We start from the raw sequence: 24,304 nt of genomic DNA on the forward strand, positions 1-24,304 counted from the left end.
TAAGTGATTAGGCTGCTCCGGTTAACGGAGCAGCCCCGCCAAATTCATCACCGCTCGCTCCACCCGATTCCCCCACACGCATGCGCAAGAGAGCCGGATAAATTGCCGGTATTTTTGGCTGGCCGAAAATATTGGGCCGGGGGCGATACTGACTCCAATCTCCAGCGCCTTTTTCGCCAACAAGAAACTGTCGACTTCTCCGGGTAATTCCAGCCAGACCACAAAACCACCTTCCGGCCGGGTAATTTTGGTTCCCTCAGGAAAATAATGGATTACCGCTTCCGTCATCTGCGCCACAGCTTGCGCATAATCGCCCCGCACACGGCGTAAATGTCGGTCGTATTGGTTATTCTCCAGCAGCTCGGTCACCGCCAGTTGCGGGATAGTGGCGGTGGCTAGATTGAGCACGTACTTCATGTATTCAACTCTATCCTGATAGCGCCCCGGTGCGATCCAACCCACGCGCAAACCGGGCGACAGGGTTTTGGAAATCGAACTACACAGGATCACATTCTCATCCAGCCCTTTTAGCAGTGACGGGCGCGCATGGCTGAAACTCAAGTCACCGTAAATATCATCTTCAATCAGTGGGATATCGCGTGCCTTGAGCATCGCTACCAATTTTTGTTTGTGCTCATCGGGCATCAGGCAGCCGAGTGGATTACTGAAGTTGGGGGTGACTACACAGGCTTTGATCGGCCAGCGACTCAGCGCCAATTCCAGTGCCTCCAACGACATTCCTGAATGCGGATTTGTGGGGATTTCCAGCGCTTCCAATCCCAGCGACTCAATGATTTGCAGCAAGCCGTAAAAGGTGGGCGATTCAATCGCAACTACATCGCCGGGCGCTGTGGTTGCGCGCAATGCAAGCGTCAGTGCCTCTTGGCAGCCGTTGGTGATCACCAGATTATCCGGATGAATCGCGCAGCCTGCATCGGCCAAGCGGCGCGATAACTGGCGGCGCAATTCCGGCGCACCGGGTGAGAACTCATAATTAGCCGTGCGCACGCGATATTGCCGCGCTGCTTTGGTCAGCGCCTGTTCAATAGCGCGGGTCGGCAAGAACTCCGGCGCTGGCACTGCAGCACCCAATTGCACGATGGTCGGATCATTCGCCGCTTTCACTAGTTGCAACACCATATCCTGACCAGTAACAGGGGCAGGGCGCATGGTCGTCACCACAATCCGTGGCGGCGGAACGGTCAAATTGGGTTTGGATTTAACGTAAAACCCGGAGCGGTTGCGCACTTCCAGTAAGCCCCAATCCTCCAATTGGCGATAAGCGGCGATGACAGTCGCGATGCTCAAACTGCGCAATTGCGCCTGGGCACGTACACCCGGCATACGGTCGCCCGATTGGAATCCGCCCGCGTTAATCAGGCTGGCCAACTCATCGGCAAGTTTGCGGTAAAGGATATCCATCGCGGCTCCAAAGGCGTGTATAGGTACAGTTTTGGGTGATTTGTATAGGTACAGTTTATTTTTAATTAATCTGTACCGTATCAATTAAATTGTTTTGAAACTGTACCGTATGGCGGTGAAAAAATACACTGCCAATCTCATCGTGTTAGCTCTATCGGGTTAGGAGAAAAATCATGGGGCAACCCCTTTATCTCGTGGATGCATTTGTTGACGGGCTATTTACCGGAAATCCTGCCGGTGTGTGTTTGCTGCGCGAAGAGCGCTCAACCAGCTGGATGCAAAAAGTCGCGGCAGAGATGAATCAGGCCGAAACCGCATTCCTGCTCAAGCAAGCGCCTGAAGTCTGGAGCCTGCGCTGGTTTACGCCCACCACTGAAGTCAGCTTGTGCGGCCACGCTACCTTGGCCGCTGCTCATGCGCTCTGGCATGAGGCGGGCGAGCGCGCACCTGAGTTGAAATTCCGTACGCGCAGTGGTGTGTTGGAAGCCGTGCGTCAGGGCGCGAACATTCGTCTGGATTTCCCCGCCGACTCGCCGACCTTGATCCGCAAAGTGCCTGAGCCTTTATTGCAGCTCTTAGGCGGACAACCTAACTGGTTTGGCCGTGGCCGCGACGATCTGATTGTGGTACTGGACACCGCTGAGCAAGTGCGCAATTTCAAGACCGATGACGCCTTGATCAGCTCCTTCACCGAGCGCGGGTTGATTGTCACCGCACCTGCGGATAAACCAGGCCTGGATATTGTCTCGCGCTTTTTTGCACCGCGCGTCGGCATTTCCGAGGATTCAGTTACCGGTTCTGCTCACTGCCTGCTTTCTGTTTTTTGGTCACAGCGATTGGGCAAAGCGCGCTTGCAAGCATTGCAGGCATCGGCGCGCACCGGCTTACTCACGGTTGAATGGGCTGGCGAGCGCGTTTACCTCACCGGCAAAGCACACACAATGTTAACCGGAGAATTTCATGGCTAATCCCGCACTTGCCACTCAAAAACCATCACCAGTTTGCTGGATGAACGGGCAAATAGTTCCTGTAGAGCAGGCAAGTGTCTCGGTGTTTGATCACGGGCTTTTGTACGGTGACGGTGTATTTGAAGGCATTCGTTTTTACAACGGCAAAGCGTTTCGCTTACAAGCGCATCTTGAGCGATTAATGCTTTCTGCGCGCGCGATTGCATTGGAAATTCCCTACAACATTGAAGTTCTCTCGCAAGCTGTAGAGGAAACCATCGCCGCTGCGCCGACAAAAGATGGCTATATGCGCATGGTGGTTACGCGCGGTGTAGGGCCTTTGGGTATTGATCCTTCACGCTGCCATTCACCGCAGTTATTTATTATCGCCGACACTCTACATATGGTCAGCGAGCGCGTGCGCAGTGAAGGCGCAAAAGTGATTATCGCGGCGACTCGTCGTTTAGGCGCCGACGGTTTAGATCCACGCATCAAAAGTTTGAATTATCTCAACCATATTCTCGCGCGCATGGAAGCCACTCACGCTGGTGCCGATGAAGCGATTTTATTGAATAGTTCCGGCCGGATTGCCGAGGGCAGTGCGGATAATATTTTTATCGTCAAGAAAGGTGAATTGCTGACGCCGCCGGTGATTGAAGGCGCACTCGATGGAATTACCCGTCAAGTGGTACTGGAGCTTGCTGAAAAACTCGGCATTAAATTCCGCGAAACACCACTCGCACCTTACGATTTATTCACTGCCGATGAATGTTTCCTCACTGGTACCGGAGCAGAACTAATTCCAGTGGGTTACGCCGATGGCCGTAAGATTCCCGAATGCCCCGGAGCGATTTATCAGCGACTTTCTATTGCGTTTAAAGAATTGGTGCAGCAGGAAATTTAATAATCGGGCGGCCTGCAAAGCGGGCCACCGTCTTTCGTATCACTTTGATCCTGATTATATTCAGGCTGCATCGCCGCTGTATCCCTTCAAGATTTCGCTTGGTTGAAATCCCCTCTGAAATAAATTTCACAATGCACTGGCGGATTTTTGCCTGCCAATCGTCTTAGCGCAAATCTCCCACACAACTATTACCAATAAGAACGGAGCGTCTTTTGATGCGAGCGATAAGATCTACTTTTTTACTACTGGCGATGCTAGGGCTTAGCGCCTGTGACCAGCACTCTTCCCACTCCAGTGTAGATGCCGATACAGCTGCTAATACAAAATCTGATGTTGCCACTAATACCAGCGTTCATATTCAAACTGATATCACCCTGTTTGATGCAGTCGTCGGTGGCGATTCTCCCTCCGCATTCAAGACTATAAAAGCTGCGCTTGATGCCGCACCAAGCGATGATGCCACTCGCTATCGCATTTTGATAAAAGCCGGTCGCTACAATGAGAAGCTGAATATCGGGCGTGCGAATATTGATATAACAGGTGAGGGCGCCGAGAGAACGGTTATCTATTTTGATGCCCATGCTGCTAATTCGCGTGCTTATCGCACCGACAATTGGGGTACACCTGGCTCTGCAACTGTTGCAATTAATTCGGTGGATGTGCATCTCGCCGATCTGACTATTGAAAACACTTACGATTTTTTATCCAACGATGCCAAGCAAGCGCGCAATGATCCTGATGCAGTTGCAGACAGCCAGGCGGTAGCGCTGCTGCTGGATACTGCTAGTGATCGCGTGAGCGTTAACCGTGTGACTTTAAAAGGTTATCAGGACACGCTGTTTGTACACGGCAAGCGTGCCTATTTTTATCAAAGCACGATCAGTGGCAACGTCGATTTTATTTTTGGGCAAGGCAATGTGGTATTTGAAAAGTCGATCATCATCAGCCGCCCGCGCAATAGTATTTTTGCCGAGGGTGAGATCCACAGTTTTATCACCGCACCTTCAACCAATATTGCGCGCGAATATGGGCTAACCTTTTTGGATTGCACCTTAACGCGCGAACAAGGTGTGCCCGATCGCAGTATCACTCTAGGCCGCCCTTGGCATCCGACCACTAATTTCCCTGATGGTCGCTACGCTGATCCGGATGCAATTGGCAAAGCAGTTTTTATCCGCACCTATATGGATAGCCATATCAATACGCAAGGTTGGTCAAGCATGCCGGGCACCGCGCGCGATGGAACCAAGAGCCGGATATTTACGCCGGAAGAATCGCGCTTTTTTGAATACCAAAGTAGCGGGCCGGGTGCCGCGATTAATCCGCAGCGCCCACAATTAACCGATGAGCAATTGGCCGATTATTCACTGGAAAAGATTTTTCAGGATTGGCGTCCGCAGATTGGTCGAGCCATGGTTAAGAATTGATGGCGGACTTCGTTGGCGTTCGCGTCTGCTGTAGTATTCGAAATAAATTTAAAAATAAGTTGCATCTAACGAGTGACACTATGAAACCTACTACGTTAATAACAATTGTGTTTGCATTGAGTGGCCTTGCTGCCTGCTCCTCACAGCCTTCTGTAACAGCATCACCGCTGGTTCCTTATGAAAATACCTATACGGTAGAAAATCGTTTTGCTGGCGATGTAAAAAGTTTTCCCGAGATTCAAATTGCAAGTACTGCTGTGCCGGGTGATGTGATTGAGAAAAAAAATATCACCTATGTGCGCTACGGCAATCGCGAGTTGCAATTGGATTTGTATCTGCCAAACAAATTGACGCAGGGCGCAGTGGGCAAACCGGTTCCCGGTGTGGTGCTTGTTCACTGCGGCGGTTGGCGTTCGGGCTATCGCACCCATCTCACGCCTATGGCGATTGAGTTGGCTAAAGCGGGTTATGTGGCGGCAACAATTACCTATCGTTTAGCGCCGGAAGCTCAATATCCGGCCGCGGTTTACGATGTGAAAGCCGCGATTCGCTGGCTGCGCACCAACGCTGCCGAGTTTGGTGTTGATCCTGCCAAAATTGCCGTCGGCGGTTCATCTGCCGGTGGGCAAATTGCCAGTTTGACCGGCATGACTAATGGTCTGGCGAGGTTCGATCCGCAGGCTAAAGAGAGTGGCGTATCGAGCGATGTGCAGTTGATCCTGAATATCGATGGCTTGTCGGATTTCACCTCTGTCGAGGCGCGCAAGCATGAAGATGTTCCGGGTGTTGGTCGTTCATCCGCAGGTGCCTGGTTTGGCGGTAGTTACGCTGAAAAGCGCGATCTCTGGCATGACGCCTCGCCGACTTACTATGTGGGTGAAACCAGCCCGCCGATCCTGTACCTGAATAGCGCGCAGGAGCGTTTCCATGTCGGGCGTGATGAAATGGTGAAGAAAATGGCGATTTACGGCATTCCCACCAAGGTGGTCACTCTGCCAAATACGCCCCATACCTTCTGGCTTTATGAGCCTTACATCAAACCCGCCGCCGCCGTGGTTGAGGAATTTTTGAACGAACATTTCAAACCCTGATTTTACCCAAGGGGTGCCCAAGCCTTAAAGTCCTCCTGCCGTCTATCGTTCTGGCACCAATAGCACCGCCGATTTCAGTGTTGGTGCTATTCTTTCTCCTGTGACTGGCGGATTTTTCGCTGCCAATCGTCATGATACAAAACCCCCTGGTCTCGACGCCGGGGGGTGTTTGACACTACAGAATCTAGAAGAATAATCATGACTAATAAAGAGAGCTTGGAGAGCGTCTACCTGTCGATTCGAAACGGGTTGATGAGGGCTGTATCGCGTTTGGTGCCGCCCAAAGAAATCGAAGACATAGTGCAGGAAACCTATGTGCGCATCTGCGCGGTGAACAAGACCGAGCAGATACTGCATCCGCGTTCGTTTTTGTATCGCACTGCCCGCAATCTCGCGCTCGATCATCTCAAGCGCGCCGATACCCGGAGCAATGTGAGTATGGAGGACGAGGGGCTCGGCTTGGATGTGGTCGATGGTGATTTCGATCAGGTCTACAGCCAAGTGTCGGCAACACAAGAGTTTGAACATTTTTGCGAGGCGGTTCGCCACTTGCCGCTGCAATGCCGGAAGGCTTTTGTGTTGAAAAAAGTGTACGGTTATTCGCAAAAAGAAATTGCAGAAAATTTAAATATCAGTGAAAACACTGTTGAAAAGCACATCGCTATGGGTTTGGTTCGCTGTCGTCAATTTATGAACCGCGCTCCCGCCAGCATTAACGAGGATTCGGGCTCTATTAAGAGTCGGGATGTAATGTGATGACGAATATTTATCAATTCCAAACGGATAACCAGATTTATGAGGAGGCGAGCCTATGGGTCACGCGCCTTGATCGCGGATTATCAGATGAAGAAACAGAATCGTTGCGCCAGTGGTTGTCGCTAAGCCCCAAACATAAAGAATGTTTGTTGGAGATGGCAAAACTCTGGGATCGCATGGACAGTTTGTCGGTGTTGTCCGAATTGTTTGATGCACCCGCAGCGCAGCCGCGCAAAAGTATTGGAACTGGCCGCGCTGTTTGGGCGGTGGCCGCATCGGCACTGGTGCTGGTATTAGCATTTAATGTGCTGGCACCGGCGACGCTGTTGCAGGAGCCGGCAACCAAACAACCGCTGCAGGCGAGCACAACATCTAATACTTTGTACGAAACTGGCATCGGTGCCCACTCAACTATTAATTTACCTGATGGGACAAAGCTGTTGCTGAATACCAACACCCAAGTGTCGGTAACTTACAGTGAACACGAGCGCTTGCTGGTATTAAATAAAGGTGAGTTGTTAGTTGAAGTAGCGCACGACAAACAGCGCCCGCTGCGTGTGCAAGTGGGTGATCGTGTCGTGGAAGCAGTAGGTACTGTGTTTAATGTGTACCTAAAAGATGAATTGGATTTTGATGTGATCGTCACCGAAGGCAAGGTGCATGTTAAACCCATGGCCGATAAAACCAATACTATCGCCAACGCGACTGCCAAACCTGGTGTTATTCAAGTGTTAGGGCAGGGTGAAAAATTAAGCGCGCGCGCCAGTGAGCCGGTTGCAGTAGAAACCATTAACACAGCGGTGATTCATGATCGCCTGTCGTGGCGCGATGGCAATCTGGTATTTCGCGGTGAAACCTTGCAAGACGCGCTCAATGAATTGAGCCGCTACACACCGGAGAACTTTAAAGTTGTCGATCAACGTATTAGCGATGTGCGTATCGCTGGCTTGTATAAAGCCGGCGACGTCGATGGTTTGCTGGTGGCGTTGAAGGAAAATTTTAATATCGACAGCACACGTTCAAGCGATGGTGTGATCGAACTTTCTTTATTGCAGTAATTTTTATAGCAATGAATTTTAAAGTTATTTTGATTTTATTTAAGGGCCATTGATTAAAAATTAAAAAATTTGTTTGAGCAGTATGGAGGAAAATAAAAACTAAATCGTCTTTAGTACAGCGGTGAATAACCGCACCGGAGAAAGTTGAATTGAATAAAAATAATATTGTGATGGTTGCCTTACTCACTACTTGCTCTTGTCAGGTGCAAGCAGAGAACACCAATCTTGCGCAATTGATTCCGTTCAATATCTCCGAAAATAAAGCTGACATTGCACTCACAGAATTTGCGCAGCAATCCAATCTCACCATTATCGTTCCTTACGATAAAGTCGTTGCGGTGAGAACGCGTGAACTGGTGGGAACCTACTCGGTAGTAGATGGAGCAATAACCCTGCTTGAGGGTTCCGGCCTCTACCTTGCAGTTAACAACAATGGCCAGCTTTCTATACGTACTAATAACGATTTAGAGGGGAAGCATTCCATGCTGCACAAAAATAAATTATCAACTGCTGTTGTACTCGCCATATCTTCACTCGCTGCAGCACAAACTATAGCGCAAGACTCACAAGCGAATGATGTAGAAGAGCTCATCGTAACCGGCTTTCGTGGCTCATTGCTGAAAAGCCTTGATCAAAAGCGCAGTGCCGTTAACGCCAAAGAATCTATCATGGCGGAAGATATCGGCAAATTTCCTGATCTCAATATCGCAGAATCTATCCAACGTATTCCCGGTGTTGCGATTTCGCGCGAAGGTGGTGAAGGGCGCAACATTACGCTGCGTGGCTTTAGTCCATCATTTACTCGCACCACGCTTAACGGTATGGAAGTTCCTGCAGGCAGCGATGGCTTGGACTCGGGCGGCGTGACCATCAATGCAAGCCGCGCGTTTGACTTCCATGTGTTTGCCTCTGAATTGTTTAATCGTGTTGATATTCAAAAATCTACCACTGCGTCGATGGAAGAGGGCGGCATCGCCGGTACCGTAGATTTGTATTCTGCCAAGCCATTTGATTTTGACGGTTTTAAAGTCGCTGCATCACTGCAAAATGGTTACAACGACCTGAGCGAAAAAAATGATCCGCGCCTTGCGTTTATGATGAGCAATACTTTTGCCGACGATACTCTCGGTGCATTGGTTTCCGTTGCCTATTCAGATCGCACCGTGCGTCAGGAAGGTTTTGGTACTGTGCGTTGGACAACTCCGGTTGCCACCAACAATGTTTATCCAACCAGCGCTAATCCGGTGATTAATGGCAATATTGCCGAAAATGATTGCCAGCTTAATGGCAGCGCTGTTGCGGCAACTAACTGCTTGTGGGCACCGCGTTTACCGCGTGCGGATTATTTTGGTAATGATCAGGAACGTCTCGGTGTTACTACCTCATTCCAATATCGCCCGTCAGATACTGCAAAAGTCACCCTCGATGTTTTGCACTCCGAGCTTAACAATAATCGTGTTAACTACAACTCGATGGAGTGGTTCTTAACCCACAATGAAATTACGCCGCTGGAAATTACTGTGCATCCAGATGGCAAGCGCATCATGGCTGGTACTTACGATGATGTGGAATCCTGGATTGAAAGTCGTGATCAAACATCCAAGTCTGTGTTTGATCAATATGTATTATCCGGTGAATTTGATCTGAGCGATTCACTTAAATTAAATGCCATGGTCGGTAAAGCAACGAACGAAGCTGATCGCGAAGAAGTTCGTTTTTATTACATTTCTGATTCGCATCAGTATTCGTTTGATTTCACCGATAACATGGATATTCCAAAAGTATCCTGGGGTGAAGGCTACGACTATTACGATTCAGACAATTATCAGGTCACTACTGCAAACAATCGCTCCAACTTTGTTAAAAAAGATAACCTGACATCGAAGATCGATTTAACGTTTACTCAAGATCGCTACTCAATCGAAACCGGTATTGCCTACAACGATCGCAAAGTAGAATCCCGCGAAGGCAACGGTAATTATCCAACAGCGTTTTCTGCAGTGGGCTACACCAAAATGCTGCCAGTATCCGATTTCGGTAAAGGGTTGGATGGCGATTTGGTTCCCTTCCTGGTGGCCGACTTCGATGCAATCTATCGCGATAACCGCATCTCCAAAGATTACACCGACAACCAAAGTGCTGCCTGGATTGTAGGTGAAGAAACGCTCGCCGCATTTGTTGAGTTAAACAACGAGTTTGATGTAGGTAGCATGCTGCTCAAAACCAATTTTGGTGTGCGTGCAGTCAATACCGATGTAACTTCGCAAGCCTGGATCAATGGCAGTGCGGTTGAGTTGGATCGCAGCTACAAAAACTTTTTGCCATCGATGAATTTCTCGCTGGATGTTACTGAAGATGTGGTGACCCGTCTTTCGTACGGCAAAACCATGACCCGTCCGGATTTGGGTTCATTGAATATCGCTGCGCCCAGCTTTGGTTACACCACGCGCACAGTAAGTAATCTTGGCAACCCGGGTTTGAATCCATTTGAATCCAATGATATCGACCTGAGTGCAGAATGGTATTTTGCGGATGAAAGTTTGCTCGCCGTAAATTACTTCTTTAAAAATGTAACTACCTCGTTGAAAACAGACATCGTTGAGAAGCTGATTGATCCAGAATATTACGATGCGATTTTATCTGATCCGCAATACGATGAAGCCTACAACGCAGACCCACGCACTGTGCCCTACACGCATTACATTCCGGTGAATGACAATGCTGGTTACGATGTAAAAGGGTACGAGTTGATTTATCAACAAACCTTTAGTTCGTTGCCGGGCTTGCTTTCTAATCTTGGTGTGGTGTCAAACTACACCCATGTGAATGCGGGCGATATGTTGGGCGTGTCGGAAAATTCCTACAACATGACCGTGTTTTATGAAGTGGATAATTACGGTGTGCGCGTATCGGCGAACAAGCGTGATGATTATCTGCTGAGCAAACCAAGCGATAACGGACATGCCTCGGAAATGAAATACGGCCCAACCCATATCGATTTGTCATCGTTTTATCACTTCAACGATAACCTGACATTCACCTTTGAAGCGATCAACCTGACCGATGAAGTGGAGCGTATTTACGGTACTGGCGATGGCACCATGGATATGACCAGAGAGATCAACCACACGGGCAGACAATTTTTGGTAGGAGTTCGTTATTCCCTCTAACGCGGGAAGCAATGGACTGCTGCGAGACCACTATCCCTGATAGTGGGTAGTTATTTCCCATGTAACACTATTGAGGCACATTTATAGCCGGGGAGGTCGCATGACCTCCTTTTTTTATTTACACTGCAGTAATTCGGGCAAGCTCGAAAAATATAACTACACTGTGGAATGACTCGGAAGAGCCTTAACAATAAACATACGACAACAATAAATTACGCAGCCTCTAACTATAAGTGAACCGATGTTTCAATTTTCTCGGGTAATCCTCTGGTGAAGGTAACCTCATGGTGACCTTTCTATCGAGCGCGCTGAGGTTTTCTCTGGTTGTGTTAAGCCAGGCTGGACTGCTGCTTTATGCTGGAGCGGTTTACGCATCCTCAGTGAATTTGGCTCAGGGATTGGAAATTGATTTGCCCAGTTCACTTTCGCTTGAAGTCATCGCACCGCAAGATCAGCCGGATGCATTAAAAAATACACCGATTGCCAACCCCATGATTGCGGGAAAAATAAATGGTGAACCTGCTTATTTTATCGCCGCTACCAAAGTAAAAAATTGGGAGAAAAACAGTGTCCTGTGGAAACGATTGGAGACTGGCATTAGTGACCGAAGCAAGTCGGGTGAATTCATCGTCAGCCAACTCGGAAATTTCTCTACCCTCCTGAATCAAACCGTATGGTTCCGCGCCTACGAATTCGAAGCAGAAAACCAACAGCACCGCCAGGTGTATTTTCTCCTCAATGACCAGAGAAACAGCTATTGGATTACGCTGACCATGGCACAGGGCAGCGACATCAACCTCGCCATCCCCATCACCAAAGCGCTGATAAGCCGCGCGCGTATTATTGAATAATAAGCTGGTTAAAAGGCGAATAATAAACTGGTTAAAATGCGAATAATAAGCCGGTAATGAGTTGAATAATAAATCGGTACTTGAATTCCCCCCGCGCAATCCCTTAGGCTTGGCGACTATTTTATCGACTTGATTGTAAGGTTTCGGGCTAGTGTCCGAGCCTGTTTACCGGGAATTCACTTAATGTCTGCTGTAAAAGAAATCGTTTTAACCTTTAGCTGCCAGGACTCCAAAGGTCTGGTTGCGGCGGTTGCCACCCTGTTTGCGACCCTTGGGTTTAATATTAAAGAGTCTTCACAATTTGAAGATGTGACCAGTAATCGCTTTTTTATGCGCACTGTATTTGAGTGCCCGGTGGGATATAACCTGGGGCAAATTCGCTCGCTGTTCAAGCCGTTGGGTGAGCAGTACCAAATGGATTGGAATATTTTTGATAGCCATGCCAAGCCACGTGTGTTGATTGCAGTTTCCCAGTGGGGTCACTGTCTGAATGCGCTCTTGAATAGCTGGAAAAATGGCTCGCTGCCGGTTGAAATTGTGGGTGTGGTATCTAACCACAATGTGATGCGCGACCTGACTGAGTGGTATCAATTGCCATTCCATTATTTGCCAATCACGCCTGACACCAAAGCTCAGCAAGAAGGGCAGTTATGGCAATTGATGCAGGATCTGCAAGCGGAATTTTTGGTGCTCGCGCGCTACATGCAAATTCTCTCTGATGATTTGTGCAAAAAATTAAATGGTCGTGCGATTAACATTCACCATTCATTCCTGCCGGGTTTTAAAGGCGCAAAACCTTACCATCAGGCATTTGAGCGCGGTGTAAAACTGATCGGCGCTACCGCGCATTTTGTAACCGCTGATTTGGATGAAGGTCCGATTATCGAACAATCAGTTGAGCGTGTATCTCACGTTAACTCGCCAGATGAAATGGCTGAAATCGGCCGCGATACCGAAGCGGTAGTTCTTAACCGCGCCGTGCGTTGGCATGCTGAGCACCGCGTATTGTTGAATGGCACCAAGACGGTGGTGTTTTCGCGTTAATTTGCTGGGCACAATAAAAAAGCGGCGATATATATCGCCGCTTTTTTATTGTTCCTGAAATTTTACTTGTTATTATTTCGTTGCTTTCTTCGCGCACGCCGCCAGCGCAATCAATCCCAGTGCAACAACCACAAAAGATACATTCAAGCTGCTCAATTCGGCGATAAAACCAATTGCTGCTGGCCCGACTAATAATCCTGCGTAACCCATACTCACCACAGCGGCAATTGCCAAACTCATTGGCATGGAATTCTGGTTGCCTGCGGCGGTAAATAATACCGGCACAATATTGGATGCTCCCACACCAACTAACGTAAAACCGATAAATGCCGCTGCGCTGAATGGCACAAATACCACCAGTAAAAAACCTAGTGCTGCGCAAAGGCCGCCCCACAAGACAATGCGGGTTCCGCCGAGTGCGCCGACAATTTTGTCGCCGGTAAAGCGGCCGATAGTCATCGCAACCGAGAAGCAGGCGTAACCCAGACCAGCGTGTACCGGATCAATATCGCGAATGCTGGTGAGGAATACTGCACCCCAATCCAATACTGCGCCTTCGGAAAGAAATGCAATAAAACAGAGGATGCCGATCAACAATACTTTTCCGCGCGGCAATACAAAAAATGGATCGCGTTCACCGCTGCTATTTTCGCTATTACTTTTGGGTAGCAAATCTTTTGCGCAATAAGCGAGCATTAATAATAAAACTGCAGCGAGGCTGATCAGCGCGTGAAATGGCGATAAACCCAGCCATAAAAGCGCACTCATCACCACTGCACCAAATATCCCGCCCAAGCTATAAAAACCGTGGAAACCTGACATCATTGAGCGGCCGCTGGCTTTTTCAACCACTACGGCTTGCATGTTCATCGCGACATCTGTGCCGCCGAGCATCATGCCGAAAATTAACAAGTTTAAGGCCATGCCCGGAATGCCGGGAGATATTGCGAGGCACACTAAACTCACACACATTAATAATAATGAGGTGGTGATAACGCGGCGGCAACCGTAGCGGTTGACTAATAAACCGGTGAGCGGCATCGCGATAAGTGAGCCAACACCAAAGCATAAAATTAATAAACCCAGTGTGGATTCACCAATAACCAGGCGCTCTTTTACAAAAGGGATTAACGGCGCCCATGCGGACATGGCGAGGCCAGTGATTAAAAATGCCAAGCGCGTTGACATTTGTTCGGGCACACCGCGAATTACAAATTCGGGGGAGGTGGATACATCGGTAACAGACATAACTATTCTCGGCGCACAGGCGTGTGCAAATCAGTTGGTGCGATTCGGTTCGTACAATTTATTGCGTACAACAGGATCGCAAAAAAGAGGAGAGCGTGCATTTGAATACGAATGCACTAAAAAAGCGCGGCAAGTATACCAGCTACTTTCTGTCTGTTTGAGTGATGTTATGTAAATCTCTGTTTATCAGTATTGCATTACTACAAAAAATGCGAAGACAGTGACTTATCGTGCAGATGAATTTTGTGTTTTTGCATTGGGGTTATAAAAACTGGTGGCATCAATCCGGTTGAGAATTTTTTGGTATTTACCATTGGCTTTTATGGTGCGCAGGCCGCGATTAAATGTGTTGATAATCAATTGCGAATCAGGATTGATTTTTCCAGCGAGCAAATAACCTTGGGGTTTAATTAATGCTGGTTCAATCACAGCTAATTTGCGCGGATCGATACTCAATTGCGCAGCCATGTAATAACCACTCATTTCATCGGTCGCAAAAAAGTCGACGCGCTTGGCCATCAACAATTTTAAATTTTGTACATCGGATGAAACAATAATCGGGTTGAGTAATTTGCTGTCGATTGCTTGGTAAAATTCGCCCGAATAGGTATATCCCAGCGTAATACTCATGCGATAGGGAGCTAAATCGTTGAAAGTTTTCCATTGAACTTTTGGTGCATCTGCGCGCTGGAAAAATACAATGCGGTTAGTAATGACGGTATCGCTGAATAACATGGCTTCGCGGCGTTCGTCATTTTCATACCAGTAAGAAGTCGCGTCGAATTTGCCTTGGCGTGTTTCCTCAAATGCGCGCTTCCAGGGCAAATAGACAAACTCTACTTTTAAACCTTGGCTGGCAAAAGCTTCATTGATGATGTGATTGACGTAGCCGTTGTGAGGTAAGGATGAGCCTACCCACGGCGGGTATTCTCCAGTGGCGATGGTAATTGTGCGATCAAGCGCGGGGGCTGATGTGCGCGCTGGATTGGAGGCCTGTGCAAGTAAAGGTAAAGCTAATGTCAGGAGCAATAGCATCCTGAAGTTGGGTGGGATTTTCAGGTGCCGGGCAAAACCCGGGCGTAACCAAACTGACATCAACAGCTCCATATCGACTGGCTTTGGGCGACTGGCGCCAATTTAAACAAATCTGTTGGTGTCTAAGATCGCTAAAATTTCGCTGGCGCGCAAGTTTTTATGCGGACTGCCAGCAAATCAGTGCATTTTCAGCCGGAATCTGTGCGTGCCCATTGGCAGGAATCACCCGCAGGCTGAAATCACTTGCCGGGCGATCCTGCGGCAATATCCCTGTGTAATGGTAAGCATTGACCGCATTTGGCTGGGCGAGGGTCAAGCTAATCTGCTGCATCGGCTGGCCATCTTTTGCGTCAGCAAAGGCTTCTACCACTATTGTCTCGGGCGCAATTGCACCTAAATAAATGTTCGCATCCAGCTGTAAACCCTCCGCACTTTCACTCAGGTTACGCTCACTTATGTGGATCTCGTGCCAATGGTGATGCAAATGCCGTGTCCAGTCGTTGAGCGTTTTGGCGAGTGCTGCATTATTGTCCAGCCGCGCAGCGTGCTCAGTGGCAGCGGGCAAATAATGTTGTTCCAGATATTCCTGCAGCATGCGATTGCTGCTAAAACGCGGAGTCAGTTGCGTCATACTCGCACGTATTTGTTGCAACCAATCGCGCGGCAAACCTTCCGCATCGCGCGCATAAAAACGCGGAATAATTTCTTCTTCCAACAAGTGATACAACTGTTCAGCGTCAGCATTATCTTGCGCGGGATCATGTTCTTCGCCGTCGCCCAATGCCCAGCCAAATTGTGGCTCATAAGCTTCTGCCCACCAGCCATCCAGCGTGGATAAATTCAGCCCGCCGTTGACCAAAATTTTCATTCCACTGGTGCCGCTGGCTTCCCAGGGCCGGCGCGGATTATTCACCCACACATCCACACCTTGCACCAACCGTTGCGCCAGGGTGATGTCGTAGTCTTCGAGAAATACCAGATGCGGTGCCAGTTCCGGCCGCTCCAAAAATTGCTGCCAGCCAGCTAATTTGGATTTGCCGGTTTCATCTGCCGGGTGGGCTTTACCGGCGACGATTAATTGCACCGGCAGTTTGGAGTTGGTCAGCAATCGCACCAGACGCTCGGGGTCATGCAGCAGCAGGTTAGGGCGTTTGTATTCGGCAAAGCGCCGCGCGAAACCGAGGGTGAGAATATTGGGGTCGAGCGGCATATTATCGGGAACCCGACAGCTGATTAAATCCTCAAGGGTTTTGCTGCGGGTTTCATGGCGCCACTGGCGAGTGAAACGCTGCCGCGCATAATCGACCAGCCGTGTGCGACCTGCGGCAGCCATATCCCATAGTTGTTGGTCGCTCACCGATTGCAATGCATCTCCGGCGAAATTGGCGATGTCGCCGCGCCAGCGGTCTTCACCAAGGATTCCACTCCAGAGCGCATCGGCTTCCGGTGAATCCCATGTTGGAACATGAACGCCATTGGTTACGTGTTTGACCGGTACTTGGTCAGCGGGCCAGCGCGGAAATAATGGCTGAAAAATTCGGCGGCTCACTTCGCCATGTAGTTGACTGACGCCATTGCTTTGCGCGCAGGTGCGCATGGCGAGATAGGCCATGTTAAATGGCTCGTCGTTATTTTTTGGATCAAGGCGGCCGAGTACTAATACATCGTCGAGCATGACTCCCATCGCGAGTGCAGGTTCGCCTGCATAGCGACGCAATAATTCAGTGGGATAAGTATCGAATCCGGCGGCGACAGGAGTGTGAGTGGTAAATAAATTTCCAGCGCGGGTTGCCCACAATCCCTGCCAAAAATCCACGTTGTTTTTTTCACAAAAACTGCGGATGCGTTCCAGTGTAGCGAATGCGGCGTGGCCTTCGTTGAGATGGCAGATATCAATATCCAAACCGAGTTTTTCTACCAAGCGCCAACCGCAAATACCGAGCGCAATTTCCTGCACTAAACGCAACTCGCTGCCACCGCCATAGAGTTTGCTAGTGATGCCGCGGTCATGGGGTTGGTTGCAGGGATGATTGCTATCGAGCAAATACAGTTTTAGGCGGCCGACTTGTGCTACCCACACACGGAACCGGACTTCACGACACAAAAAAGACGTTTCTATATCCATCCAGCTGCCATCGCTGTCGCGCAATGGTTGCAATGGTAAGCTGCCGGGATCATTGTAGAGATAGGTTTCTTCCTGCCAACCATCCGGATTAAAACTCTGGCGAAAATAACCTTCCTGGTACAACAATCCGATGCCGACTAAAGGTAAATCGAGATCGCTCGCCGTTTTTAAATAATCGCCCGCAAGCATGCCTAAACCACCGGCGTAAAGTGGCAAAGCATCGCACAAACCAAATTCCATACTGAAATAAGCAACGCTGCGCAGGGGCGATTCGGGATAACGCTGTTTGTACCAGCCTGGCTCCTCCAGATATTTTTTTCGCGCTGCAACTATGTGCTGCAACTCATCCATAAAACCTGCATCACTCACTAATTGCTGCAGGGTTTGATCGCTGGTGAATTGCAATACGCTCACCGGATTGCCGGTGCTCTCCCAAATATCGCGATTGAGCCGCCGCCAAATTTCGTCGCTGGCATGGTTCCAACTCCAGTGCAGGTCATTTGCTAATTCACGCAAGATGGTCAGTGGTTCGGGCAGCGGGCGATCAATCGACATAATTTATACCTGACAGATTTTTTCCAATTCTCCGTGTTCAAAAAAGCTGGCATTGGAAAGTGCAGTGGTTGCGATAGCCGCGAGAGCTTCGCGCGTAAAAAATGCCTGATGGCCGGTGATGACGACATTAGGAAAGGTGAGTAAACGCGCGAACACGTCATCTTGCAGCAGGCTATTGGAGTTGTTTTCAAAAAATAAATTGGCTTCTTCTTCGTAAACATCCAAACCGAGATGGGCGATGGTTTTATTTTTCAAACCCTCGATAACCGCGCGTGTATCAATCAATCCACCGCGCCCGGTATTAATCAGCATTACGCCTTGTTTCATTTGCGCAATGGTGACAGCATTAATTAAATGATGGGTGTGTTGATTGAGCGGGCAGTGCAGCGAAATAATGTCGGCAGCTGGCCAAAGATCTTCAAGTGCAACATAACTGACACCTGCAGCTGCAAGTGCCGGGTCGGGGCGGGTATCGTAGGCAATCACTTCGCAGCCAAGGCCTTGCATGATGCGCGCGAGTGTTGCACCGATTTTTCCAGTGCCGATAATTCCAACGGTTTTTTGATATAGATCAAACCCGAGCAATCCATTTAACGAATAATCATTTTCGCGCACGCGGTGATGCGCACGATGCAAATTACGATTGAGCATCAGGATTAATCCCAATGCATGCTCGGCAATCGCGTGCGGTGAATATTCCGCAACCCGTGTGACGACTATGCCGAGTTTTTTTGCTTCCGCCAAATCTACCTGGTTAAAACCGGCGCAGCGTAAGGTCACCAGTTTTACGCCGAATTCCGCTAATTGTTGCAGTACTTGTGCATCTAATTGATCGTTTACAAAACAGCATACAGCGTTAGCATCCTGCGCCAACAAGCTGGAGCTGCTGTTGAGCCGGCTTTCATGGAAAACCAATTGGTGCGGATGTTCCAAACATTCGTTCGCTGCAGTTAAAAATTCGCGGTCGTAAGGTTTGGTACTGAATACGGCAATTTTCATTAAAGACTCCTTAACCAGATATCAAAAAACTATTTACTGGCTAAGGATGGCATTTTGTTGATGTCGTTGGCTAGTTGTTGCAACAACTCGCTGTAGGCGCGTGCGATGTCAGCAGAGTTGCTGGATGAGTCCACACGCGCACTGAATTGTTTGCTGGCAATGATTTTGTTGGTTTGCGTATCAATGGTATCGATACCTGCTTCAAGGACGGCGTGATCGCGGAATGCATCCAAGCGCTGAATATCTACCCTGATTGAGTAAGCGGGACGCTGGTTGCTACGCCAGGGAAATTGCACCACGCGCCACTGCGGATGCGCGGCTTGTACGTGTAAACGCAGTACGCGGCTGATGCCTTGCTCCAGCGGTTCGGCCCAATACTGGTTTTCCAGCAGCGATAATTGCAGTGGTGTTTTCCAATAGCTGATGCGTGAGTGCTGCAAATATTCAGGAATACTCAAGGGGCCAATGCCGACTACCTTTTCAACACTGGTGCTGTTTTGATTATCGTTTTTTTCTGCGATTGCAGCATTCAGTGCAAAATATTCTTTGCGTGGTGAATGTTGGCAAGCACATAAGGTGATGAGGACAGTGATGACAACAAAGTATTTAACGGCAGCGTATTTAATCATGGGCTTATTCCTCATCCCGAATTTGTTTTCCGCGCAACAGGGATTCAGGCTGTTGCTCCAGGGTTTCGCTTAAACTGCGGAAGGCTTTTGCGGAGCGGCTGACTTCTTCCAATGTGGAATTAAGTTGGTTAACCAGCGGTGTATCTTCAGCAAAGGTATTGTTGATGGTGTCGGCGGCTTTGTTAAATTGCACCAGTGTTTTTTGCAGTTCAACCAGATTGCTGTTGACCTGATTGGCAATCTCCGGTGTTTGTTTATTCAGCTCTTTCAACCAAACATCCAACTCTTTGCGGGTGTTGTTAAATTGCAGCACTTCTTTATTCAGGTTTTCCGAGGTGACGGTAATGGAATCCGCAGCGGTACTGACGCTGGTAAGGGTTGCCTGAATTTGACCGCTATCAACAATATTGCGCGCCTGTAAAATTAAGCCATCAATATTTTTCACTACACCTTTTAAGTTTAATTCCTGAATCGTTTTGGTGATTTCTTCAAATGGCGTTGATACGGTGGGCAGCTCAATATAATCATCTTGCAGTTTGTATAGCTTTAAGGGTGTGTTGGGCGAAAAATCCAATTCGACATAGAGCAGGCCAGTGAGGAAGCTTTGGTAATTGAGTTGTGCACGCAAACCATTCTTGATCGATTCCTCAAAAAATTCTTCGGTTATCGCTGTACCTTTTTTATGGATGCGCTTCATCACCAGCTCGGCGCTCACCATGGTAAGTATCACTGGTTCTTCATTTTGGAAGTGCAGACGGATATCGGTAATTTCACCAACGACTACACCTTTTAATTTGATGGGAGCACCAACGACCAGTCCTTGTACTGAACCGTCAAAGTACATAATGATGCGCTCTTTATCGGTAAACATATTGCCGCCGGAAAAAAAGATCAGCAGCGCAAACGACAGTATGGTCGCACCCACGATGAAGGCGCCTATGACAAAAGAGGGATTTTTTTTGTTACTCATGTGGCCTCCTGGGCCGCGGCTTCGCCGCGACTTAAAAATTGGCGAACTTTATCGTTTTTGCTGTTGTGTAACAGTTCCCTTGGGTCGCCGCTGTCGAGCATGGTTTTAGTTTGTGCGTCGAGAAAAACGCAATTGGTTCCGATGGTTAAAATACTGGGTAATTCGTGGGATACGATAATCACCGTGGAATTCAAGGCTTGGCACACTTGTACAATCAATTGATCCAAGCGCAGTGAACTTATGGGGTCGAGGCCCGCAGAAGGTTCATCAAAAAATAACAGTTGTGGATCAAGTGCGATAGCGCGCGCAAGACCTGCGCGTTTGTGCATGCCGCCGCTGATTTCGGAGGGGAAATAGCTTTCAAATCCGCCCAATCCAACTAATGCGAGTTTATAAGCAACGGCTTCGGCAATTTGTTTTTCCGAAAGGTCGGTATACAACTGCAGTGGCAAGGCGACATTTTCGGCGAGTGTCATACTGGAAAAGAGTGCACCCGATTGAAAGGTAATGCCCCAGTTCTTTAATAATTCCAGGCGTGTTTTTTCTTCAGACTTATAAAAGTTAACTTGCTGTTGCTCACTTTGGTTTTCTCCCTGTTGCTGCAAACGATAAAGCACTTCGCCTTTTTTGGGCGGTAATAATCCGATCATACTTTTGAGTAGCGTGGTTTTGCCGCAACCGCTGCCGCCGATAATAAAGAAGATGTCGTTCTGACGAATATCAAAATTCAAATTTTGTTGGATGGCACGGCTACCGTAACTGATGCTTAAATCGCGCACGCTGACATAATCATCTAGTTTTTTGTCTGCTGCTTTGCTGTCCGCTTCACTCATCATTAAATTCCCAGTTTGTCGTACAGAATATTGAAGGCGGCGTCGGCGATTACCAGATACACAATCGCGCGCACTACGGCTTTGGTAGTAGCCATGCCGACTGCATCGGAATTGCGGCCGCAGGTTAATCCCGCCTGACAACCGGCAATCGCAATCAGCACACCAAAAAATATACTTTTAACAATACCGGCGGTGATATCCACCCAATCGACAGCGCCCTGGGTTTGCAATATGTATTGGCCGACGCTCACATCCATGCTCACGGCGATCATCGCGCCGCCGATCATGCCAATCACATCGGAGTAAACGCACAGCAGCGGCATAATAAAAACCAGCGCGAGCAAGCGCGGCAACACTAAAAATTCTATGCTGGAAATGCCCATGGTTTTTAACGCATCAATTTCTTCATTCACCTGCATGGTGCCGAGCTGCGCTGCGTAAGCGGCACCGGTGCGGCCAGCCATAATCACCGCGGTCATAAGCGCGCCCATTTCGCGCACCATGCCGATGGCAACCAAATCGGCCACGTAAACCTGCGCGCCCAGTTGCCGCAATTGCACCGAGCCGAGGTAAGCGAGAATCATCCCAACCAACACACTGATCAGCGTGACTATGGCAAGTGCTTTGGGCCCGGCTTGGTACACAAACCAGGCGATATCGCTGGAGCGGGTTTTAGCGCTGCCGCGCAACCATTTGCCAATTGCGAGACTGACATCGCCGATAAAAATCAGCGTCGCATTAAATTCCTGCAGGCGACCCTGCATATTTTTATGGAAGCGTTCAGCGAAGGTGGTTTGTTTTGCGGTGTTGCTGCTGGTGTCTGGTGGGATAGCAGTGGCAAGTTTTAAGAGTTGTTGTAGAGCAGTGGGTGCGGCGTCGATGTTGAACTCGATTTTCTTTTCGTCGCAGTAGCGTGCTACTTGCAAGAGTGCAGTGGCGAGGCTTGAATCCCAGTGGCCGAGTTCATCAGTAGCAAGTGCCAGTGTTTGACAGTCTGCCGGAATCTCTTCGCATAAGGATGCACCCTCAGGTGTGTGCCCCAATAGCCAATCGCCGCGCACTTGTAACTGGCAGGGGCTGTTCTCTGGCGCAATTGCAAAGCTGGCGTCTGTCATTATGCTCCCTGATCATGTGGATGCTGTTATGCTTGCATTTATAATCTTTCACACGCCAGCTTATCGGTGCGACGTGTAACAAAACAACTTAAGAAAATACTATGGCCCGTTTACTTTTCAAGCTTAGCAATGTTCCCGATGACGAAGCAGAGGATATCCGCGCTCTGTTAAGCAATCACGACATCCACTTTTATGAGACCAATGCGGGATTCTTTCGCGTGGGCTTGGATGCAATCTGGTTGGCAGATGGTGCGCAGGAAGAAACAGCGCGCGAACTGATCCGCAGCTATCAGGCGGAACGTGTTATTCGTCAGCAGGAAAATTATGCGCAGCTGGTGGAAGCGGGGCAGATCCCTAGTGTGTGGCAGCGTTTCTGCGCACAACCTATACGGTTTATCGCATTGGTTGTGGCGATTATCTTTGTGGCCAGTCTTACCGTCGTACCCTTTGTGATGCTGTTGCGCAACGCCTGATTTGATCAGGCCTCGGCAATTGCGCCTTTGTTAATTCCCTCAAACGCTTTTACCCGGATAAAAGAGTCCGGGTTTTCTTGACGGGTTTTTTGCGCGATGTGGTGGGCAATAAATTCGACTGTGCTGTCGGTATCCATCAAATAGCAGCAGCGCTCGGGCAAAGTGATTTCAAATGGACCCTGCTGTGCTTCATAGGCGAAGTGATAGTAGGTTGCGCCCTGATATTGCGGTTTTGCGCGTAAGTCGGAGCGCGTACCGATGTAAATATCTTTCCATTCTTCAGCCCAACGCTGTTCCAGTGCGGCGGATTTGACTCCGTTAGCCCAGATATCAATGCGCGAGCGATGACCGTGGGCGATGCGCTGGCAGTTGCCGAGGTGCTTCTTCAGACCGTGGCTGTAGTGGTAGTAAGCACCGTCCATTACCTCTAGCGTAAAGTCCAACTCCAGGCGTGCGACGCTATCGGGGAACTGCTGTTTTAGCTGGGTGATGCACCAGGCAGCAATTGTTTCTTGCGTCAGCACTTCGGCATCGACCAGGGCGATAGCATCGCGCGGGGAGCGGGTGCTGAGGAATTCGCCATCGCTGCCGAATTGCCAGTGAATCTGCAAAAACTCACCGTCTTCTTCAATGTGGATATTGGGGGAGTTCACCGGCACTGCGAGGCGGTGGTCCAGTTCGGTATCCAGCCAGTGGCGCAGCACTTTTTTCACTGTGCCGAAGTCGCACACCATGCCTTGTTCGTCCAATTCGCCAAAGAGGCGCACGTTCGCCAGCCAGGTTTCACCCAGCAGACCGCGTTGCGGATCGAGGAAACTGAAATCGACATTGGTGAGGTTATCGACAAACAACAACATAAAAGCGCCATTCGGGTTAATTCTGAGGGTGGGCATAATACCACCCCCAAGTGCTTATTTTCTCAGTTTTCGCGGCGCGATTTTCGCCAATTGCCAATCTCTGGGCTATTCTCAAGACACTTGATTTACTCTGGGTATTATTCCTTTTATAAAAACTATCATTAGGGCCAGCTGCGGTTGTCGCGGTTGGTTGGCGTTATTGAACGCTTGGGGCATGCATCGGGGAGGTGCTTTTGGTTGTAAGGCGTGTGGGGTTAGCTGGCCAGTTAATGTTGCGTTGGGGATTGGGTTTAATCCTTGGTGCGCATTGCTTGGTGGCATCGGCCCAGGCATCGGAAGCAGGTTTACGCGTGGCGTTTGTGTACAACTTCCTCAAATTTATCGAGTGGCCGGAATTAAAGGGAGACAGATTCTCCCTGTGCGCCTTGGGTGCGCGTGATGTCGCACGCCAGTCGTTGGAGCAATTGGACGATAAGCCCTACCAATACCGGCGCATCCACGTGGTGTATATCGATACGGTCGAAGATGTAGCGTCCAAGGTAAATTCCTGCCAACTCCTTTATGTACCCGCGACTGGTGCAGACATACCCCTGCCGCAACCTTTTCCAGCCGGTGTGTTGCTGGTGATGGATGAAGCCGATGTGAACGATGGGCGGGTCGGCATCGCTTTGATGCGCACCCAGGATAATCGCATCGAATTCGTGATCAATGACCCTGCGGTGCAGCAAGCCGGAGTGAAGGTCAGCAGTCAGCTACTCAAACTGGCGAAAAAACGCCCGGTTAAGGGGAGCTGAT

General features: G+C 49.2%; 21 protein-coding genes. 11 read left to right on the top strand and 10 right to left on the bottom strand.

Translation table 11 applies throughout. From position 1 onward, the window contains the following. Positions 1-21: 21 nt before the first annotated feature. Positions 22-1,422 (bottom strand): PLP-dependent aminotransferase family protein, encoded by a 1,401-nt coding sequence (locus tag AAGC78_RS05180; protein WP_435782981.1) that lies wholly within the window; start codon positions 1,420-1,422, stop codon positions 22-24. A gap of 173 nt (positions 1,423-1,595) precedes the next feature. Between AAGC78_RS05180 and AAGC78_RS05185 the strand changes: the two genes are divergently transcribed. The 9 genes from AAGC78_RS05185 (at position 1,596) to purU (ending at position 12,670) form a co-directional block, all read left to right on the top strand. Further along, on the top strand, positions 1,596-2,390 hold the full coding sequence (locus tag AAGC78_RS05185; RefSeq protein ID WP_435782982.1) for a PhzF family phenazine biosynthesis protein: 795 nt from the start codon (positions 1,596-1,598) through the stop codon (positions 2,388-2,390). Continuing rightward, positions 2,383-3,273, top strand: coding sequence for a branched-chain-amino-acid transaminase (gene ilvE / locus AAGC78_RS05190; protein WP_435782983.1), 891 nt, complete (start codon positions 2,383-2,385; stop codon positions 3,271-3,273). The genes AAGC78_RS05185 and ilvE overlap by 8 nt, the downstream gene beginning before the upstream one ends. Before the next feature lie 215 nt (positions 3,274-3,488). Then, complete coding sequence (locus tag AAGC78_RS05195) at positions 3,489-4,700, top strand: pectinesterase family protein (RefSeq protein ID WP_435782984.1); 1,212 nt, start codon at positions 3,489-3,491, stop codon at positions 4,698-4,700. 80 nt (positions 4,701-4,780) lie between these two features. Then, positions 4,781-5,791 (top strand): alpha/beta hydrolase fold domain-containing protein, encoded by a 1,011-nt coding sequence (locus AAGC78_RS05200; RefSeq protein WP_435782985.1) that lies wholly within the window; start codon positions 4,781-4,783, stop codon positions 5,789-5,791. Positions 5,792-5,989: 198 nt separating this feature from the next. Next, entirely contained in the window at positions 5,990-6,547 is a 558-nt protein-coding gene (locus AAGC78_RS05205) for an RNA polymerase sigma factor (protein ID WP_435782986.1), read from the top strand. Continuing rightward, positions 6,547-7,605, top strand: coding sequence for a FecR family protein (locus AAGC78_RS05210; protein ID WP_435782987.1), 1,059 nt, complete (start codon positions 6,547-6,549; stop codon positions 7,603-7,605). Before AAGC78_RS05205 ends, AAGC78_RS05210 begins: the two co-directional genes overlap by 1 nt. 149 nt (positions 7,606-7,754) lie before the next feature. Then, positions 7,755-10,775 carry a TonB-dependent receptor gene (locus AAGC78_RS05215; protein WP_435782988.1) on the top strand — a complete coding sequence of 1,007 codons (3,021 nt, stop codon included), beginning with the start codon at positions 7,755-7,757 and terminating at the stop codon, positions 10,773-10,775. A 284-nt stretch (positions 10,776-11,059) separates the two neighbouring features. Next, the gene (locus AAGC78_RS05220; protein WP_435782989.1) at positions 11,060-11,626 is read left to right on the top strand and encodes a hypothetical protein; all 567 of its coding nucleotides are present in this window, start codon (positions 11,060-11,062) and stop codon (positions 11,624-11,626) included. Positions 11,627-11,809: 183 nt separating this feature from the next. Next, entirely contained in the window at positions 11,810-12,670 is an 861-nt protein-coding gene (purU, locus tag AAGC78_RS05225) for a formyltetrahydrofolate deformylase (protein WP_435782990.1), read from the top strand. Positions 12,671-12,742: 72 nt separating this feature from the next. On the opposite strand, the gene AAGC78_RS05230 is transcribed toward purU, so the two are convergent. The 8 genes from AAGC78_RS05230 to AAGC78_RS05265 form a co-directional block, all read right to left on the bottom strand. Next, positions 12,743-13,918, bottom strand: a complete 1,176-nt coding sequence (locus tag AAGC78_RS05230; protein WP_435782991.1) for an MFS transporter — start codon at positions 13,916-13,918, stop codon at positions 12,743-12,745. A gap of 225 nt (positions 13,919-14,143) precedes the next feature. Then, positions 14,144-15,013 carry a substrate-binding periplasmic protein gene (locus AAGC78_RS05235; RefSeq protein ID WP_435782992.1) on the bottom strand — a complete coding sequence of 290 codons (870 nt, stop codon included), beginning with the start codon at positions 15,011-15,013 and terminating at the stop codon, positions 14,144-14,146. A gap of 97 nt (positions 15,014-15,110) precedes the next feature. After that, complete coding sequence (glgP, locus tag AAGC78_RS05240) at positions 15,111-17,633, bottom strand: alpha-glucan family phosphorylase (protein WP_435782993.1); 2,523 nt, start codon at positions 17,631-17,633, stop codon at positions 15,111-15,113. A 3-nt stretch (positions 17,634-17,636) separates the two neighbouring features. Beyond that, entirely contained in the window at positions 17,637-18,632 is a 996-nt protein-coding gene (locus AAGC78_RS05245) for a 2-hydroxyacid dehydrogenase (protein WP_435782994.1), read from the bottom strand. 29 nt (positions 18,633-18,661) lie between these two features. Then, on the bottom strand, positions 18,662-19,261 hold the full coding sequence (locus tag AAGC78_RS05250) for a PqiC family protein (RefSeq protein WP_435782995.1): 600 nt from the start codon (positions 19,259-19,261) through the stop codon (positions 18,662-18,664). A 4-nt stretch (positions 19,262-19,265) separates the two neighbouring features. After that, a complete protein-coding gene (locus tag AAGC78_RS05255) occupies positions 19,266-20,231 on the bottom strand; it encodes an MlaD family protein (protein ID WP_435782996.1) in 966 nt (321 codons plus the stop codon). Beyond that, positions 20,228-21,067 carry an ABC transporter ATP-binding protein gene (locus AAGC78_RS05260; RefSeq protein ID WP_435782997.1) on the bottom strand — a complete coding sequence of 280 codons (840 nt, stop codon included), beginning with the start codon at positions 21,065-21,067 and terminating at the stop codon, positions 20,228-20,230. Before AAGC78_RS05260 ends, AAGC78_RS05255 begins: the two co-directional genes overlap by 4 nt. Beyond that, entirely contained in the window at positions 21,067-22,179 is a 1,113-nt protein-coding gene (locus tag AAGC78_RS05265; RefSeq protein ID WP_435782998.1) for an MlaE family ABC transporter permease, read from the bottom strand. The genes AAGC78_RS05260 and AAGC78_RS05265 overlap by 1 nt, the downstream gene beginning before the upstream one ends. Before the next feature lie 101 nt (positions 22,180-22,280). Between AAGC78_RS05265 and AAGC78_RS05270 the strand changes: the two genes are divergently transcribed. Continuing rightward, the gene (locus AAGC78_RS05270; RefSeq protein WP_435782999.1) at positions 22,281-22,652 is read left to right on the top strand and encodes a DUF6164 family protein; all 372 of its coding nucleotides are present in this window, start codon (positions 22,281-22,283) and stop codon (positions 22,650-22,652) included. 5 nt (positions 22,653-22,657) lie between these two features. Here the strand turns inward: AAGC78_RS05270 and AAGC78_RS05275 are convergent, their stop codons facing one another. Continuing rightward, the gene (locus AAGC78_RS05275) at positions 22,658-23,509 is read right to left on the bottom strand and encodes a 6-carboxytetrahydropterin synthase (RefSeq protein ID WP_435783056.1); all 852 of its coding nucleotides are present in this window, start codon (positions 23,507-23,509) and stop codon (positions 22,658-22,660) included. A gap of 233 nt (positions 23,510-23,742) precedes the next feature. Between AAGC78_RS05275 and AAGC78_RS05280 the strand changes: the two genes are divergently transcribed. After that, positions 23,743-24,303, top strand: a complete 561-nt coding sequence (locus tag AAGC78_RS05280; RefSeq protein ID WP_435783000.1) for a YfiR family protein — start codon at positions 23,743-23,745, stop codon at positions 24,301-24,303. Position 24,304 lies beyond the last annotated feature (1 nt).

Source organism: Cellvibrio sp., from assembly GCF_039207905.1.
Taxonomy (GTDB): domain Bacteria; phylum Pseudomonadota; class Gammaproteobacteria; order Pseudomonadales; family Cellvibrionaceae; genus Cellvibrio.

What these genes read in the sequence shown, in the direction of transcription:
- AAGC78_RS05275 (WP_435783056.1), bottom strand. Translation starts at nt 23,509, where the DNA reads ATGTTGTTGTTTGTCGATAACCTCACCAATGTCGATTTCAGTTTCCTC.
- AAGC78_RS05195 (WP_435782984.1), top strand. Translation starts at nt 3,489, where the DNA reads ATGCGAGCGATAAGATCTACTTTTTTACTACTGGCGATGCTAGGGCTT.
- AAGC78_RS05260 (WP_435782997.1), bottom strand. Translation starts at nt 21,067, where the DNA reads ATGATGAGTGAAGCGGACAGCAAAGCAGCAGACAAAAAACTAGATGAT.
- AAGC78_RS05180 (WP_435782981.1), bottom strand. Translation starts at nt 1,422, where the DNA reads ATGGATATCCTTTACCGCAAACTTGCCGATGAGTTGGCCAGCCTGATT.
- AAGC78_RS05185 (WP_435782982.1), top strand. Translation starts at nt 1,596, where the DNA reads ATGGGGCAACCCCTTTATCTCGTGGATGCATTTGTTGACGGGCTATTT.
- AAGC78_RS05220 (WP_435782989.1), top strand. Translation starts at nt 11,060, where the DNA reads ATGGTGACCTTTCTATCGAGCGCGCTGAGGTTTTCTCTGGTTGTGTTA.
- AAGC78_RS05265 (WP_435782998.1), bottom strand. Translation starts at nt 22,179, where the DNA reads ATGACAGACGCCAGCTTTGCAATTGCGCCAGAGAACAGCCCCTGCCAG.
- purU (WP_435782990.1), top strand. Translation starts at nt 11,810, where the DNA reads ATGTCTGCTGTAAAAGAAATCGTTTTAACCTTTAGCTGCCAGGACTCC.
- AAGC78_RS05200 (WP_435782985.1), top strand. Translation starts at nt 4,781, where the DNA reads ATGAAACCTACTACGTTAATAACAATTGTGTTTGCATTGAGTGGCCTT.
- AAGC78_RS05210 (WP_435782987.1), top strand. Translation starts at nt 6,547, where the DNA reads ATGACGAATATTTATCAATTCCAAACGGATAACCAGATTTATGAGGAG.
- AAGC78_RS05270 (WP_435782999.1), top strand. Translation starts at nt 22,281, where the DNA reads ATGGCCCGTTTACTTTTCAAGCTTAGCAATGTTCCCGATGACGAAGCA.
- ilvE (WP_435782983.1), top strand. Translation starts at nt 2,383, where the DNA reads ATGGCTAATCCCGCACTTGCCACTCAAAAACCATCACCAGTTTGCTGG.
- AAGC78_RS05205 (WP_435782986.1), top strand. Translation starts at nt 5,990, where the DNA reads ATGACTAATAAAGAGAGCTTGGAGAGCGTCTACCTGTCGATTCGAAAC.
- AAGC78_RS05235 (WP_435782992.1), bottom strand. Translation starts at nt 15,013, where the DNA reads ATGTCAGTTTGGTTACGCCCGGGTTTTGCCCGGCACCTGAAAATCCCA.
- AAGC78_RS05255 (WP_435782996.1), bottom strand. Translation starts at nt 20,231, where the DNA reads ATGAGTAACAAAAAAAATCCCTCTTTTGTCATAGGCGCCTTCATCGTG.
- AAGC78_RS05250 (WP_435782995.1), bottom strand. Translation starts at nt 19,261, where the DNA reads ATGATTAAATACGCTGCCGTTAAATACTTTGTTGTCATCACTGTCCTC.
- AAGC78_RS05230 (WP_435782991.1), bottom strand. Translation starts at nt 13,918, where the DNA reads ATGTCTGTTACCGATGTATCCACCTCCCCCGAATTTGTAATTCGCGGT.
- glgP (WP_435782993.1), bottom strand. Translation starts at nt 17,633, where the DNA reads ATGTCGATTGATCGCCCGCTGCCCGAACCACTGACCATCTTGCGTGAA.
- AAGC78_RS05245 (WP_435782994.1), bottom strand. Translation starts at nt 18,632, where the DNA reads ATGAAAATTGCCGTATTCAGTACCAAACCTTACGACCGCGAATTTTTA.